At 71.9% G+C, this 15,769-nt stretch carries 12 protein-coding genes; 5 read left to right on the plus strand and 7 right to left on the minus strand.

From position 1 onward, the window contains the following. Positions 1-92 precede the first annotated feature (92 nt). A complete protein-coding gene (locus LXT21_RS34290; RefSeq protein WP_254042442.1) occupies positions 93-1,358 on the plus strand; it encodes a hypothetical protein in 1,266 nt (421 codons plus the stop codon). A 158-nt stretch (positions 1,359-1,516) separates the two neighbouring features. Beyond that, on the plus strand, positions 1,517-3,064 hold the full coding sequence (locus tag LXT21_RS34295; protein ID WP_254042443.1) for a sensor histidine kinase: 1,548 nt from the start codon (positions 1,517-1,519) through the stop codon (positions 3,062-3,064). Here LXT21_RS34295 and LXT21_RS45255 read toward each other — a convergent pair. Further along, entirely contained in the window at positions 3,061-5,727 is a 2,667-nt protein-coding gene (locus LXT21_RS45255) for a winged helix-turn-helix domain-containing protein (RefSeq protein ID WP_267145434.1), read from the minus strand. The genes LXT21_RS34295 and LXT21_RS45255 overlap by 4 nt on opposite strands. A 493-nt stretch (positions 5,728-6,220) precedes the next feature. Between LXT21_RS45255 and LXT21_RS34305 the strand changes: the two genes are divergently transcribed. After that, complete coding sequence (locus tag LXT21_RS34305; RefSeq protein WP_254042444.1) at positions 6,221-6,589, plus strand: hypothetical protein; 369 nt, start codon at positions 6,221-6,223, stop codon at positions 6,587-6,589. Here LXT21_RS34305 and LXT21_RS34310 read toward each other — a convergent pair. From LXT21_RS34310 to LXT21_RS34320, 3 genes are all read right to left on the minus strand, one after another. Then, the gene (locus LXT21_RS34310; RefSeq protein WP_254042445.1) at positions 6,580-7,326 is read right to left on the minus strand and encodes a hypothetical protein; all 747 of its coding nucleotides are present in this window, start codon (positions 7,324-7,326) and stop codon (positions 6,580-6,582) included. The genes LXT21_RS34305 and LXT21_RS34310 overlap by 10 nt on opposite strands. A gap of 138 nt (positions 7,327-7,464) precedes the next feature. After that, complete coding sequence (locus LXT21_RS34315) at positions 7,465-8,283, minus strand: TIGR02452 family protein (RefSeq protein WP_254042446.1); 819 nt, start codon at positions 8,281-8,283, stop codon at positions 7,465-7,467. Positions 8,284-8,421: 138 nt separating this feature from the next. Beyond that, the gene (locus LXT21_RS34320; protein WP_254042447.1) at positions 8,422-9,297 is read right to left on the minus strand and encodes a hypothetical protein; all 876 of its coding nucleotides are present in this window, start codon (positions 9,295-9,297) and stop codon (positions 8,422-8,424) included. 277 nt (positions 9,298-9,574) lie between these two features. Between LXT21_RS34320 and gstA the strand changes: the two genes are divergently transcribed. Together gstA and LXT21_RS34330 are read left to right on the plus strand one after the other, a co-directional pair. Continuing rightward, positions 9,575-10,183 carry a glutathione transferase GstA gene (gene gstA / locus LXT21_RS34325; protein WP_254042448.1) on the plus strand — a complete coding sequence of 203 codons (609 nt, stop codon included), beginning with the start codon at positions 9,575-9,577 and terminating at the stop codon, positions 10,181-10,183. After that, positions 10,180-10,539, plus strand: coding sequence for a VOC family protein (locus tag LXT21_RS34330; protein ID WP_254042449.1), 360 nt, complete (start codon positions 10,180-10,182; stop codon positions 10,537-10,539). The genes gstA and LXT21_RS34330 overlap by 4 nt, the downstream gene beginning before the upstream one ends. Here the strand turns inward: LXT21_RS34330 and LXT21_RS34335 are convergent. Genes LXT21_RS34335 through LXT21_RS34345 form a run of 3 tightly spaced genes read right to left on the minus strand, consistent with a single transcriptional unit; the run spans position 10,523 to position 15,459 of the window. Then, complete coding sequence (locus LXT21_RS34335) at positions 10,523-11,188, minus strand: TetR/AcrR family transcriptional regulator (protein ID WP_254042450.1); 666 nt, start codon at positions 11,186-11,188, stop codon at positions 10,523-10,525. The two genes, LXT21_RS34330 and LXT21_RS34335, sit on opposite strands and share 17 nt — an antisense overlap. A gap of 18 nt (positions 11,189-11,206) precedes the next feature. Then, positions 11,207-14,317: an efflux RND transporter permease subunit gene (locus LXT21_RS34340; protein ID WP_254042451.1), complete on the minus strand. Its 3,111-nt coding sequence runs from the start codon at positions 14,315-14,317 to the stop codon at positions 11,207-11,209. Then, entirely contained in the window at positions 14,314-15,459 is a 1,146-nt protein-coding gene (locus LXT21_RS34345; RefSeq protein ID WP_254042452.1) for an efflux RND transporter periplasmic adaptor subunit, read from the minus strand. The genes LXT21_RS34340 and LXT21_RS34345 overlap by 4 nt, the downstream gene beginning before the upstream one ends. Between the last annotated feature and the right edge of the window lie 310 nt (positions 15,460-15,769).

Here is a 15,769-nt window from a genome sequence, read left to right on the forward strand (position 1 = left end):
AACGCCGCGATGGCGCGGGGCCGCCACGCCTGTGGAAGCGCCTGGGCAATGACTACCTCCCCAGGACCCCACGTCTTCCCGGCGGACTCCCCATGCGACGACCCTCTGCTCCCCGCTCTTCTCACGCCCTTCGTGGGCTCGTGCTCGCCGTGGCGTTCACCTGCGCCTCCGCGAGCGCCCAGTCCACGCCGACTCCGCTGGAAGACAACCAGCGCATCACCGAGGGCTACATCGACATCGCCTACGAGCTGGGCGCGGTGCTGGACCCGGCCCTGCAACGCGGTGGCGCAAGCGCCGTGCGCCCCACGTGGTTCACCTTCGCGCCCAATGCCTCGCGCACCGGTGGCGAGGGGATGCTCGGCACCGCCATCGCCAGGCGCATCATCGCCGCCGCGCGCGGACAGCCCTCGCTGTCGGTGCTCCACGCGCTCCAGCGCGTGGGGCTCGACCTCCAGCTGCTCGCCACGCCGGAGAAGCTGGGCCTGGAGCTGGTGCTGCGCGGCGTGCCCACCGACGCGGCGGCCTCGCTCGGCGCGCTCATCACCTCGCTCAACACCGCGGCGCTCCTGGACCTGCGCACGCTGAGCATCACCTCCGCGCGCCTCGCCGCGCTCTACCAGTCCTCGCCGGGGTTCTGGCCCCTCGACAAGGCGGAGAACCTGGTGCTGACGCTGGAGCGCACCCTGCACGAGGGCAACCTCGCCATCTTCTCGGACATCGGCGGCTCGGGGCAGCTGTACCTGGCGTGGCGCCGGAGCGCCGTCGGCGCGGTGACACCCGCGCGCGTGCTCGCGGAGTTCACGCTGGTGGACGCGGTGCCCTCCCAGGCCGTGCAGGCCTACGACTACGCGCTGGCGCACGCGTTCGACACGCCGCGCCCCTACCAGTTCGACCAGCTCTTCCCCGGCATGCACTACAAGAGCCTGCTGGTCGCGGCCTTCGCCCTCTACGAGCAGGCCCGCCTGTCGACGAGCCCCGCCACCCGTGACGCGCTCGTGGCCATGGCCAACAACTACATCGCCTGGCGCGAGCAGCACGACATGGCGCAGCCCGTCTTCTCGCCCGCATCGCCCCGCACGGACGAGGTGTCCCGCGTCGCGCTGCTCCGGGCCCTCACCCCGCTGCTGCGCACCGAGTTCGGCACCGTCGTCTGGAACTACGCCGACTATGCGAACAGCCAGCCGGACCGCGACGGCAACCCGTTGACGTCGCCGCCCACCGAGTACAATTGGGCCGACTTCTGGGACCGCTGGAACGGCATCCTCTACGCCTTCGACCAGGCGTACCTGGACCCCACGGGAACGTGGGTCATGCCTGAACCCATCGTGGACCCGACCGCGCCGCCGGGCGGGTCCTGAGTCGCATGTCCCGCCCTCGAGGCGGAGCCGGCCTGTGGAGGGGTCGAGGTCGGGGCTGGTGGATGTCCCGACGTGCGGACGCCGCGCCGCAGCGTGATTCCCCGGGCGGAGCGGATGACTTGACGCATTTGGAGGGCCAGGGGACGGTTCAGGTCTACATGAGCCCCTCGCAGACCGCCGTGTCCAGCCCCTCCACGGACACCCCTGTCATCCCCACGGGAGCCATGCCCGCCGCGCCCGCCGACGAAGCCGGGCTGTCCTCCGAGGCGCGCCTGTGCGTGCTGCGGGAGATGATGAGCGAGGCGTTCCTCTGCCTGGATGCCCAGGGGCGCATCCGCGAGGTGAACGGCCGCGCCGCCGCGCTGCTCGGCGTGCCTGCGGAGGAGCTGTGCGGTCAGGAGCCGTGGACGGCCGAGCCGGCGCTCGCGGGCACCGTGCTGCACGAGCGCTTGATGGCCGCGCTCTCCACGCGCGAGGGTGGACGCTTCCTGGCGGAGCTGCCCTCGCGTGTCTGGCTGGACGTCAACGTGCGCGTGGTGGGCGAGGAGACGTGGGTGCTCGCCGCCGACATCACCCGGAGGCAGCGCGCGGAGAGCGAGGTGGCGAGGACCGAGGAGCGCTTCCGTCAGCTCGGCGAGCGCTTCCAGGTGGCGCTGGACTCCGCGCAGATGGCCGTCTGGGAGACCAACGTCGCCACCGGCCAGGTGTTCCGCTCGGAGGGACATGACCGTCTCTATGGCTATCCACATCCGCTGGCGGAGTGGACCCATGAGCGGTTCATCGAATCGCTCCACCCCGACGACCGCCCGGCCGTGCAGACGCAACTGGCGGACATCGCCGCGGGCAAGACGGATTCGTACGTCTCCACGTTCCGGACGCACTGGCCGGATGGCTCCTGGCACTGGCTCACCAGCCGCGCGCGGGTGCTGCGCGACGCGACGGGCAAGGTGATGGTGGTGCGCGGCGCGCTGTTGGACATCACCGCGCTGAAGGAGACGGAGTTCGCGCTGCAGGAGGCCGTGCGCACGCGCGACGACTTCCTCTCGCTGGCGAGCCACGAGCTGCGCACGCCGCTGACGTCCCTGCGTCTGCAGGCCCAGTTGCTGCGAAGACTCGCCGAGGGCAACGCGCAGGAGACGCTCGGCGCGCCCAAGGTCCAGGCGAAGCTGGACGCCACCGAGCGACAGCTGCGCAGGCTGGGTGCGCTCGTGGACAACCTGCTCGACGTCAGCCGCATCCGCACGGGCAAGCTGGACTTCCACTTCTCCGATGGAGATCTGGCGGCCGTCGTGGCGGACCTGGTGGCGCGCTTCGGCGACGAGGCCCGGCACACCGGCGTGCCGCTGAGCGCGAAGGTGGACGGGCCGTTGGAGGGCCGCTTCGACCGGCTGCGCCTGGAGCAGGTGGTGAGCAACCTCGTGTCCAACGCCCTGCGCTACGGCGCGGGCAACCCGGTGTCGCTGTCCCTCACGCGGCACGGCGACAAGGCGAAGCTGACGGTGTGCGACAGCGGCCCGGGCGTGCCCGAGAAGGACCGCGAGCGCATCTTCGAGCGCTTCACCCAGGGCGACAACGCGCGGCGACAGGGCGGGATGGGCCTGGGCCTCTACATCGTCCGGCAGATTGTCGAGGCGCACGGCGGCCACATCCACGTGGAGGACACGCCCGGCGGCGGCGCCACCTTCGCGGTGGAGCTGCCGCTCTAGGACGCGCCGGGCTCGTCGCGCACGAAGGCGAAGCCCGGCGGCACCTCGAGGCGATAGCCCGGGTCCTCGAACACCAGCCGCGCGCCGGTGCCCTCCAGCATCTCCCGCAGGTGACGCACGTGCACGCGCAGCGCGTTGTCGTGCAGCCTCGGGTCATAGGCCGCTTCCCACATGGCCCGCACGCAGTCCTCCTTCGGCAGCGTGCGGCCCGGGCGTCGGGCCAGCGCATAGAGCAGCCGGCGAGGGAGCACTCGCTTCGCGAGCGAGACGGAGCGAGCCCCCGCGCGCAGCTCGTGATGGCGCGCGTCGAGCACCACCCCGTCCGACGCGGCGACGGGCGCCTCGACGGCCAGACGCGAGCCGGCGGAGGTCACCACCCGCAGCGAGGCGAGCGTGCGCGCCAGCTCTGGAATCAGCTCCGGGTCCGCCTCACCCTCCGCCGCGGAGCGCGCCGCGGCCTCCAGCGAGGCACGCGACTCCGCCGCGCGCTCGGCCAGCCGGTGCAGCAGCGCTCGCGACAGGTGCGCCAGCGCGCGCTCCAGGGCGAAGTCCTCGCCGCGCGCCAGGGGCTCCAGCGAGGCCAGCAGTCCCTCGGCGCGCACGCTGTCACCCGCCGTCGCCGAGGCCAACGCCGCCAGCGCCCGCTGCCGCGCCGCCATGCCCGGACGCACCTCGCGAGGCTCCACCACCGAGGGGCGCTCCACCTGCCTCAGCACGTCGGCGGCGCGGGCGGACTCGGCGGCGCGGGCCAGTCCCTCGGCGCCCCGGGCCCGTGCGTCCGCCGCGGCCTCGTCGAGCAACGCGAGCCCCTCGGCGCGCCGGCCCAGCTCCAGCAACATGCGACCGGCACAGACGCGGGAGAGATGGTGGATGAAGAGATAGCCGCCCTGCTGCGCGCGCGCCGACGTCTCCCGCAGGCCCGCGAGCGAGGCCCTGCGCTCTCCGCGCTCCCCCCGGACGAGGGCGGCGATGCAGTCGAGCTCCAGCGCCAGCCTCGGCGCACCCAACTGGCCCAGCTTCTCCCGCGCGCCCGCGAGCGCTGCCTCCGCCTGAGCGAAGCGGCCGAGCCTGCTGAGGATGCCCGCGGACATGGCGGCCACCAGCGGACCGCGTGAGTTGAGCGGCGCGCCCTCCAGCAAGGACAGACACTGGTTGAGCGGCTCCTCCAGTCCGTCGTCCCGGCCTTCAATCCAACACATCAGCGCGCGGGCATAGGCGCCCCAGCCGAGCACGCGCCGGTCCTCGGACGCGGAGCACGCCGCGTCCAGCATCTCCAGGGACTCATCCAGTCGCCCCTGGAAGAAGCGCAGCGCGGCCCACGCCAGGAGCTGCTGGAGGAACACCTCCGCGTCGCGTGGCATGGGCATGGACTGCAGCGTCCGCTCGCACGCGTCCAGCTCCAGCGAGAAGAGCGCCACGCGCACGAGCACCGTGCCCACCTGCTCACGAAGGCCCGCATCCCCGTCCTCGCCGAGCGACGCGCGCAACACCGAGAGCTCTTCGTAGGCACGGCGCAGGTCCAACAGGCGCACCTGGGCGCGGGCCCGCGCCAGCCCCACCTCGGGCGTGAACAGCGCGGGCGGCAGCGAGCCCAGCAACGTGAGCAGCTCCCCGGCCGCGCCCTGTCGCACGAGCGCCTCCGCCTCCCCGACGATGAAGGCCCGACGCTCCTCGTGCCGTCCCAACGCCTGCAGGTGTCGGGACATCGCGCGCACCCGCACCACCTCCGGCAGCGGCTCGCGGGACAGCAGCGTGAGCAGCGCCTCGTGCGCCGCGCGCGACTCCTCGGCGTCGAGCAGCGACTGGAACGCCTCGCGCACCAGGTCGTGCACGCCATGGCGGCCCCGCGCATCCGTCTCGACGAGGAGCCGGGCCGACAGTCGCCGCAGCGCCTCACCCGCGCCACCGTCCGGCAGCACGTCGACGAGCGCGGAGGCGGGCAGCGGCAGCTCCGACAACGCGAGCACCGCGGCGACATGCCGCTCATCCGGCGGCAGCGACGAGAGCGCCGCGCGCACCGGCTCCTCCACGTCCGCGTCGTTCGCGTGCGCGCGGCGCAGCAGGAACGGCACGCCCCGGGAGCGGGCCCAGGCCGCCGCGAAGCCCTCGCGCGCGCCATACAGCGTGTCCAGCTGACGCCACAGCAGCCGCGCCGCGGACTCGGGCAGTCCATCCAATCGCAGCTCGATGCGGTCCGGGCTCGTGGCCTGGCGCGGGAGCTCCTCGCGAGAGGTGGCCAGCAGCGCGCCCTTTCGCAGCCGACCGCCGAGCCCCTCCACCAACGCCACGCGCTCCTCGCGCGCGAGCACGTGCAGGTCATCCAACACGAACAGCGCCCCGCGCGCGTCCAGCTCCCGGGCCAGGTCCTCCAGGCGCGCGTCGTCCGACAACGCCTGCGCCACGGGCGCCTCGCGCAAGAGCCGGCGCGCGTCGTCCACCACCGAGTCCAGCGCGTCCCCCGGAGCGATGCGTCGGTGGACCACCGGCCCCCGATGACGCGCCGCCACCGCGGCCACCAGCGCGGACTTGCCCACCCCTGGCAGGCCGTAGACGACCCCCGTGCGCACGCGGCGCAGCAGACTGCTCAGCCGCTGGAGCTCCTGCTTGCGCCCGACGAAGACGGCGGGCGGCCCCAGTCCTCGCGGCGCGGACGTCCTCGTCATCGCCTCACGAGCCTCCCGCGTCCCACGCGAGGCCGTACCCTCCGCACGTCGACGACCACGAGGAGGAGGCGTCCTGCCGGCGCGCATGCTCACCTCGCCGAGCCGCGATGCGAGCCACCGGCCCAGGACGCTCGCCTCCCCTCACCCCATGTGAGAGGCGGCGGAAACAACGTCTCGAACTCCAGCGCGCGGCCAGGTCTCATGTGCCCCAGCCTGACACACCCTCCTGTCGCATTCGTATGTCCCAACCTGGACACCCGCGGTGTGCGCCCCGCGGGCGACTCACCTACCCGGTGCGTCACCGCCCGACATCGTGGGTTCCAATATCACTCCGATTTTTCACAATTTGTCGCCCGTCGAGAAGGAATTGGCGCCCGGACGAAAACAACCGGAAGTGAAATCGCGCATCATTCCCCGGTTACCTGAGGGCCAGGGAGCAAGCAGCCGTACCCGGTCAGCGAGCCCACAGGTCTTACGTCCGGAGGGCGCTCCGATGTGGATCGAGACCATCATCATGCCCCGGGAGGAGCGCGAGCCACGTCCGGCTCCGCCTCCCCGAGACAGGCGCGCCGCCCTCCATGCCGCGGGCGAGGAGAGTCGCGCCTTGCGGGATGACGTGATGCGGTTCCTGAGCGCGAACCACCTGCTGGGCGCGGTGAAGTGGATGAGCGAGCCGGGCTTCTTGCCCCTCATCACCCTGCACTGCACCGAGCGAGCGCTGGAGAAGCTTCGAAGCGCCGCGGAGTTCGTCGTGGGGCGCGCGTCACCGGTGGATGCCTACCAGCCGCTGACCTCCACGGAGCCGGAGCTGTCCTCGGAGTCGGTGCCCATGGCCGCCTCCGCCTTCGCGCGCTACTCCTGACGCCACGCGGGCAGCTCCACCCTGGGCCAGTCCCGGGACATCGCCGCCTCGGACTCCAGGAGGAAGGCGCCCAGTTCCAGCAGGCGCTCGGCGATGCGGGCCGCGTCGTCGGTGGCGGTGATGAGCCCCCGAAGGGCCTCCTCGCCGGACTCCGCCTCGGCCACGCGTGACACCCACTCCGGGCAGCCCTCGTCCCCGGTGGCCGCGCACCAGTCCCGCGCGCCCTGGCGAAGCTGCTCCGCCTCCTCCGCCGTGAAGACGAGCACCGCCGTGTCGCCGTGCGCCGCGCACCGCGCATGCACCCGCCGCAGCGCGCGCACGAGCAGGTGGGCCACGCCCCTGAGCGTGACGTCGTAGACGTGGCGCTCGGGCGCGTCCACCTCGCCCCGGATGCCCAGGACGACGTCGCCGAGCAGCAGCGTGTAGCGGAAGTCCTCCCGGCCCGTGCGAGCATCCTCGGTGAAGACGCTCAGCTCCCGGCCCCGTCCCGCCAGCCCCGTGGCGACACGCATCGGCTGGAGGCCACCCTGGCCGAGGAGCTGAGGGGACGACATGCGTCCCACGTCCTCGTTGGCGTCGACATCCAGCCGCCATCCCCGCCAGCTCGCGCAGACGCCGGGCTCCAACACCTCCGCCGCGGCGCCCCCCTCGCCGCGCGCGAAGTCCTCCAGCACCGCCAACATCTCCCGGGGGCCGCCGAGGACGCGAACGGTGCGAGCATCCAGCCTCCGAAACACGAGTGACGTCTCTTCCCGTGAGTCCCCAACACTGCGCCAGTCCCCGTGCATCGGCTTCCCCCTCGAGCAAATGCTCCAGGGAGTTGTCGTCCAAATCGGGAGGGGCGTGGGATTAAACGGAGTTAAATCCGCGCGCCCTCAGCCGAAGTGCTCCTGGAAGGCGCGCAGGTTCGGCCCGTCCCCGCCCCGCTCGTACACGGCGAAGACCACGCGCGAGAAGGCGCCGTACAGCTGCGTCAGCGCGCTCGAGAAGGCCTGCGCCACCTCGGCCGGCTCGTTGCGGAAGACGCCGCAGCCCCACGCCCCCAGCACCAGGACCTCATGCCCCTGATGCGCGGCGACCTGGAGCACCTTCAGCGCGCGCGCCCGCAGCACCGCGTGGAGCTGGCGCCGCTGCCGCGGGTCCTCTCGCAGCACCACCCCCGCGTTGGGTCCGGGCGCGGTGAGAACCGAGAGCAGGAAGGGCCGCTCCAACAACTCCAACGAGTCGTCGCGGAAGAACGGCACGTCCGGCGAATAGATGAGGTGGTCCGTGTACAGCGCCGAGCGCTCCTCGCGGTTGGCGTCGTAGTACTCGCGCTGCGTGAGCAGGCAGGGATAGAGCGCCGAGCAGCGCGACAGGTCCTCCTCCTGCGCCTTGGCGCCACCCAGGAAGCCGCCACCCGGGTTCCTCGCGGAGGCGAAGTTGAGCGCCGCGACGCGCGTCAGCCCCTCCTCCTCCACCAGCCTCCGCGCCGCCTGCCCCGTCTTCTCGCCCGTCACCTCGATGCGCGGCGCCGTGCCGGCAGCCAGCCCCCGAGGCGTCAGTCCCGAGAAGTCCTCGGGGCGGTAGAGCACCGTCCCGCTGACCGCGCGCTCCACCAGGTCGCCCACCTGGACCACCCGGCCCGAGGGCGCCACGTACTGCCCCTGCTCCGTGATGCGCACCGTCTGGCGCGCAAGCTCCTTCAACGACATGACTCGCTGCCTTTCGAATGCCAGCCCCGTGGTGAGCACGAAGCTTCGTGTCCCGAAAACACGAAGATTCGCCCCTGGACCTGACAGGCGATGCGCGCGAGGGCTCCGGGCCCCGGGAGGGCCCGGAGGTGCGGGGTGCTACTCGCAGCCGATGCGACGGGTGCTGCTCACCGCCACGTTGTCGATCCACGTCTCGGAGGCGGACGGCCCCTGCGGATGGACGAAGCCGTAGCCCACCATGAAGGTGTTGAACGAGCGCATGCCAATCTCGGTGAACTCATGCGCCTTGGCGCCGTCCACGTACACCGTGGTGGTGCCGTGCGTGCTGGACGCGTTGGGGCGGCGGACCTCCCACTCCAGACACACCCAGCGACCGGTGGACATGCCCAGGTTGACCGGCGGCCCCTGCCGGTTCCAGCCCTGTCCGTTGCGCGCGGACCAGTCATCCAGCGCGAAGCCCGTGTCCTGAATGACCTGCAGCTCGAAGCCGCCGAAGTCGTTGCCCGCGTCCGAGAAGAGGACGAAGAAGGTCCCCATCTGCCCGAAGTCTCCCGGCAGCGACGTCATGAACACGTGCGCGCGCACGAACAACTGCGTGCTGAACGTGGGGCTCAGGGAGCGAATCCACCGGGCGATGGCCTCGCCCTCGCCCTGCTTCTCGTCGATGCCGTCCTCCGTCACCACGTGCAGCGAACCCGAGCCGGTGTGCGGCCTGGTGCCGTCCGCGGTGATGGTGGCGTGCGTCTTCTGCTCCTCCCAGCTGCCCCGGCCGTTCTCGAACGTCTCGCAGAACAGCGCGTGGGACGGACACGACGCGGTGCCCGTGCCGCCATCACCGCCGCTCGGCGTACCGGAGTCGGGCGTACCGGAGTCGGGCGTGCCGGAGTCCTGGCCCCCCGCGTCGGGCGTGCCGCCAGCGTCGGGCTTGTTGTCGTCACCATCGCCGGAGCACGCCGGCGTCGCGCCCAGCGCCAGGAGGGCGAGGGGCAGCAGCAGAGTGGCTTTGAAGCGCATAGGGTCCTTCCAGGCCGGGGGTGGACGCCGGCCATGTCTGTCTGACGGAGCGCGCGCGAGGCCGCAGCTTGCTCGGGGGTCAGGGAGGCAGAGACCTACCACCGCGCGCACGCCCCGGGCAGCGGGGCCCGGTGGACCCAGGAGCCCACGTCGTCACCCGAGCGACACCCGGCCGACCGGTGAGGCAGGCCGTGGGAGCACCACGGAAACGGTGGCATCCCACCTCGGGAAGGTGCACAACTGCGCGCCGCGAATCCCACACGCGAGGTCTTGCACCATGAAGCTCTACTACACGAATGGCGCCTGTTCCCTGTCCCCGCACATCGTCCTGCGTGAGGCGGGCCTGAAGTTCGACGTCGAGAAGGTCGACCTGCGCTCCAAGAAGACGGAGACGGGCGCGGACTACCTCGCCGTCAACCCCAAGGGCTATGTCCCCGCGCTCGTGCTCGAGGACGGCAACGTGCTGACCGAGGGCCCCGCCATCGTCCAGTACATCGCGGACCAGGCGCCCCAGGCCAAGCTGGCCCCGGCCAACGGCACGCTGCCGCGCTACCAGCTCCAGGAGACGCTCAACTTCATCTCCACCGAGCTGCACAAGGCCTTCAGCCCCCTGTTCAACCCGGCGTTCCCGGAGGAGGGCAAGGCCATCTACAAGGAGCGCATCGCGCAGCGCCTGAAGACGCTGGACGGCGTGCTGGCCAAGCAGTCGTTCCTCCTGGGTGAGCAGTTCACCGTCGCGGACGCGTACCTGTTCACCGTGCTGAACTGGGCGGCGCCCATGAAGGTGGACCTGGAGCCGTTCCCGGCCGTGCGCGCCTACCACGCCCGCGTCGCCGAGCGTCCCCACGTGCAGGCGGCCCTGGTGGCCGAAGGCCTCAAGAAGTGAACACGGCGTTCGTCAAGCTGCTCGTCACGGACCTGCCGCGCTCGCTCGCGTTCTACGAGGCGCTCGGCTTCGAGCGCACCCAGTCCGAGCCTCCCTTCGTCCGCCTCCAGTGGGCGGGCGCGGCGGACCTCTACCTCGTCGCGCCGCCGGCGCAGCTCCAGCTGGAAGGACGACGGGGGATGGGCGTGCTCGTGGGCATCCGTGTCGAGGGCTCCGGTGCGCTGGACGAGCTGCTCCTGCGCGCCCAGGCCCAGGGGGCCGAGGTGGAAGGTCCCACCGTGCAGCCCTGGCACACCCGGGAGGTCGTCGTGACCGACCCGGACGGCTACCGGCTCAACTTCATCGAGCCCGCTTGAGACCCGCTGGGCTGGAGGGCTTCGTGAGGCCCTCCAGCAACAGCTCCACCATCAGCTCCGCCGCGCGGGGCAGCGGGCGCAGGTCGACCCACGGGTCCTCCTGGGTCTTCACCAGGTGCAGGGCCACCAGCCCATGCATCCCGCCCCACACCACCTGGCTCACCAGCTCCACGTCCTGGTGCTCGGGCTTGAAGCAGCCCGCGTCCTTCGCCTCCTGCACCGTCTTGCGCAGGAAGGCATAGGCGTCCTGCTCCGGGTTGTCCTGCTCGAGCGACTCCTCGGACTTGGACCCCACCTCGGCGGGGAGGCGGTCCATGAAGAGCAGCCGGTAGGTGGTGGGGTGCTCGCGGGCGAACTCGATGTACGCCCGGCCCATCTTCCTGAGCCGCTCCAGCGGGTCCTTCACCCGGGCGACCTTGTTGAGCACCTCGGCGAAGCGCAGGAAGTCGTGCGTGCACAGCTCCCGCACGAGCGCGGCCTTGTCCTTGAAGTGGACGTAGATGGCGGTGGGGCTGTACTCGATGCGCTCGGCGACCCGGCGCATGGTCATCGCCTCGTAGCCCTCCTGGCCATAGAGCTCTCGCGCCGCGTCCAGGATGCGCTGCCGCGTCGCCTGCTTCTCCCGCTCTCGCCGCTCCTTGATGCCCATGATGCCTCGCTCGTGCCGCTACACCGCGCCTCCGGGGGACAGGACGCTACCGCCGGACACGGCCGGCTCGCGAGCCTCGGCTTCGGGCTCCACCTCCGGGGCCAACAGCTTGTACACCACGGGCGTCACCACGCGGGTGAGCACGGTGGAGGAAATCAACCCGCCGATGATGACCCACGCCAGGGGTGAGTAGAGGCTGCTGTTCTCCAGCGCCAGGGGCAGCAGTCCACCCAGCGCCGTGAGCGTGGTGAGCAGGATGGGCAAAAAGCGCGTCTCGCCCGCCTGCTCGATGGCCGCGTCCACCGACAGGCCCCGGGCCCTCAGCTGGTTCGTGAAGTCCACCAGCAGGATGCTGTTCTTCACCTCGATGCCCACCAGCGCGATGAAGCCGATGGAGGCGGTGAAGGACAGCGTGTTCCCGGTGAGCCACAGCGCGGCGATGCCGCCCACCAGGCCCAGCGGAATCACCGACGCCACGATGAGCGCGCCCCGGAACGTGCGGAACTCGAGCACCAGCACCGCCAGCACGCCGAACGCCGCGATGATGCCGGCGGCGGACACCCCGTCGAAGCTCTCCTGACGGCTCTTCAGCTCGCCGGCCATCTCCAGGCGATAGCCCGCGGGCGGCTTCACCTCCGCGTCCACCCGGCGCATCACCTCCTGGATGACGTTGTCGTTGATGAAGCCGGTGGCCACGCTGGCGGAGACGGTGACGGAGCGCTCGCCCTCGTGGTGGGTGATGCGATTGGGGCCCGCCTCCAGCCGCACCCGCGTCACCTGCCCGAGCGGCACCTGGGCGCCGGTGACGCTCGCCACGTGCAGCCGCTCCAGCGCGTCCAGCGCGGGCCAGGCGCCGGACTCCAGCGGCAGCCGCACGAGGATGGGATGGTCGTCCCCCTCCTCGTCCCGGAAGGAGCCCGCGGGAAGCCCCGCCAGCCCGAAGCGCACCGCGCGCGCCACCTCCGCCGCGGGCACGCCCAGCCGCCCGGCCTTCTCCCGGTCCACCTCTACCTGGAGGTCCGTGCGGCGCGTCTGCACCGGGTTCTTCACGTAGAGGGTGCCCGGGGTGCTCTCCAGCACGCGCTGCGTCCGGTCCGCCAGTTCGCGCAGCGGCTCCAGCTCCGGCCCCATCAGCCGCACCGCCACCGGCGCCTCGATGGGCGGCCCCTGCTCGAACTCGCGCACCTCGATGCGCGCGCCCGGGTACGTGGACAGCTCCGCGCGCAGCAGGTCGAGCAGCGCGGGTGTCTCGCGTGCGTCGTATGCCTCGAGCTGGGCGAAGACCTCGCCCACGTTGGGGCGCTCGGGGCTGGGCTGGACGTTGTAGTAGACGGACGGCTGTCCCCGGCCCGAGTTGGCGGACACCGAGCGGACCTCCGGACGGCGGCGCAGCACCTCCTCCACGAAGCGCACCGCGCGGTCCGTCTCCGTCAGGCTCGTGCCCTCGGGCGTCTCCACCTGGACGTAGAACATGGGCGCGCCGGCCTTGGGGAAGAGGCTGAAGCCCACCACGGGCACCAGCGCGAGGCTGCCCGCGAAGAGCGCCGCCGCCACCACCAGCGTCAGCACGGGGCGCGTCAGCGCGCGGTGGAGCACGGGCCGATACACCCGCTCGATTCCGTGGTGGAGCCAGCGCAGCACCCGGTTGCCCTCCGGGTGCTCGTCCTTCGAGAGGACCAGGCTCGAGAGCAGCGGAATCACGGTGAGAGACACCAGCAGCGACGCGAGGATGGTGAACACCACCGCCATGGGCAGGCCCCGGATGAACTGGCCGGAGGTGCCGGGCAGGAACACCAACGGCACGAAGGCCAGCACCAGCGTGGCGGTGCAGCCGAGCACGGCCAGGCCAATCTGGGAGGTCCCCTCGATGGCGGCCTGCACCCGGGTGCGCCCCAGGCGCAGGAAGCGCGCGATGTTCTCCACCACCACGATGCTGTCATCCACCAGCAGGCCCAGCGCGATGACGAAGCCGACGATGGAGAGCTGGTTGAGCGTGAAGCCCGCGTGGTGCAGCGCGGCCAGTCCCAGGGCCAGGGACAACGGGATGGAGACCATGACGACGAGGCTGGCCCGGAACCCCAGCGGCAGGAGCGTCACCAGCACCAGCGCTAGCGCCAGCGCGAAGTCCACCGCGAAGCCGCCCAGCCGCCTGCGCACCTGGAGCGACTGGTCGAAGCCCGTCTCCAGCCGCATCCCTGGCGGCAGCTCCTCCGCCCACGCCCGGGCCACCTCCAACACCGCGTCGCGCACCGCGAACACGTTGCCGCCGTCCTTCTGCGTGACGCCCACGAAGGCCGCGCGCTCCCCGTTGTAGCGGCCCAGGTGCACCGCGTCCTGGTCTCGGAACGACACCTCGGCCACGTCCGACACCCGGACCACACCGGACGCACCGCCGGCCACCACCGTGGCGCGCACCTGCTCGAGCGAGGTGAATTCGCTGCCCGTCTTCACGTTGAAGCGGCGCGTGCCCACGTCCACGCTGCCCGCGGGGATGTTGAGGTTGGCGCCCGTGAGCGCCTGGAGCACCTGGTCCAGGGACACGCCCACGCGCGCCAGGCGCTCGGGGTCCAGGGACACGCGCACCTCCTGCTTCGCCGCCGCGAAGACCTCCGCCTTCTTCACGCCGGCCACGCGCCCCAGCCGGTCCGAGAGGTCATCCGCGCGCCGCTCCAGCTCGCGCGCGGAGACGTGCGGGCCCACCAGCGCCAGTTGCACCACGCTCACGTTCGACGCGCTGTGGCGGATGACCTCCAGGCGCACCAGCCCCGCGGGGAGCTTGGGCCGCGTGGCGGTGACCTGCCGCAGCACCTCCGCGTGCTTGTCGTCCACGTCGGAAGACGACTCGAATTCAATCTCCACCTGCGCCAGCCCATCCTCCATCTGGCTGGAGACCTCCTTCACGTCGTCGAGCTCCTCGAACGCGTCCTCCAGCGGGTCCACCACGAGCTGCTCGAGGTCCGAGGGGCTCGCGCCGGGGTAGACGGCGACGACGGTGAAGCTCGGCATCGGGAAGACGGGGTCCTCCGCGCGGGGAATGGAGAGCGCGCTGGAGACCCCCAGCGCCACCAACATCGCGAACACCACCAGGGTGAGCTGGGGATTCTTCACGGCCGCCGTGGACAGCCTCATCGCGCCTCCACCACCGCCACCGGCTGGCCCTCGCGCAGGAAGGACACCCCATCGGTGACGACCCGGGCGCCCGCCTCGACGCCCTCGGACAACGCCGCGCGGCCGTCCTCGGAGGAGAGGAACGCCACGCGCACCCGGCGCCGCGTCGCGCGCTGGCCGTCCTCGGCCAGGACGAAGACGCTCGCCGAGTCGCCGTCTCCCTCCAGCAACGCCTCCACGGGGACGAAGCGCAGCACCCGCCGCTCCGAGGGGAAGACGCGCGCCTTGGCGGAGAGCCCGGACAAGAGCCTCGGCGCGGCGTCGACGCGCGTCCCCTCGGTGGACTTGGCGCCCGGAGCTGTCGGAGACAGCAGCAGCTCCAGCTCCACCTCGGCCGTGCCCAGTCCCTGCGTGGCGGCGCTGGCCACCTCCCGCACCCGCGCCTGGAAGGTCCGCCCCGGATAGGCATCCAGGAACACCTCCGCGGAGTCCCCTTCCCTCACGCGCACCACGTCACGGTCCGCGAGCTCCACGCGGACGACCCAGCCGTCCTCCGCGCTGGCGAACACGAAGAGCGCCTGTCCGGGCGACACCACCTCGCCGGGCTCCACCATCCGCCGGAGGATGCGACCGGAGGCCGGCGCGACGAGGCTCGTCTGACGCTGCTGGAAGGTGGCGACCCGCAGCCCCGCCTCCGCGACCTCGAACGCGGTGGTGGCGTCCTGGAGCTGCACGCGGGTGGCGACCTCGGCCTCGAACAGGCTCCGCGCCCGCTCCAGGTCCCTCGCCGCCTTGTCTCGCGCCTCGCGCGCCTGCGCCACCTGCGGGCCCACCTCCGACGGGTCCAGCGCCGCCAGCACCTGACCGCGCGTCACCGCGCGCCCCTCCTCCACGGCGACCTGCTGGACGATGCCTCCCAGCTTGAACGACAGCCGGGACTCCTGCTTCGCGGCCAGGGCGCCGCTGGCCCGCACGGGTTGGACGACCTCCTCCTCCCGCACCACCACCGAGCGGACGCGCACCGGCGCCTCTCCACCGGAGGCGCGCTCCGGCGCCGCGGTGGCCGGAGGCGAACACCCCGCCACCGTCTGCAGGCCCAACAGGAGGACCGCGAGACCGCTCACCCACGCGGCGCACACGCTCAACGACGGGGCACGAACCATGACGCGACTCCCTCCCGCACCGGCTCGGGCGGACCAAGGACCGGCCCTCTCGTGGGCCCGGGTTTACATGGGCCCATCACTTAACGCCGTTAACTCAACGAGACAAGTCATCTGACAAAACTTCACAAACCCAGTGTTCCTCGTTCTGCTCCGGACCCCAGGAGCGCGACGCGGCGGTCCACGCCTGCTCGTCAGGACCGCCCGGGCGGCGGCCCACCCCACACCCAGGCACGGCGTGGCCGGCGTCACCAGTCCCCCACCCTCTCCAGCGGGGTGTACGGTGTCCCGTCCGGCGCCCGTGGTGCCGTGC

Source organism: Myxococcus guangdongensis, from assembly GCF_024198255.1.
GTDB classification, from domain to species: domain Bacteria; phylum Myxococcota; class Myxococcia; order Myxococcales; family Myxococcaceae; genus Myxococcus; species Myxococcus guangdongensis.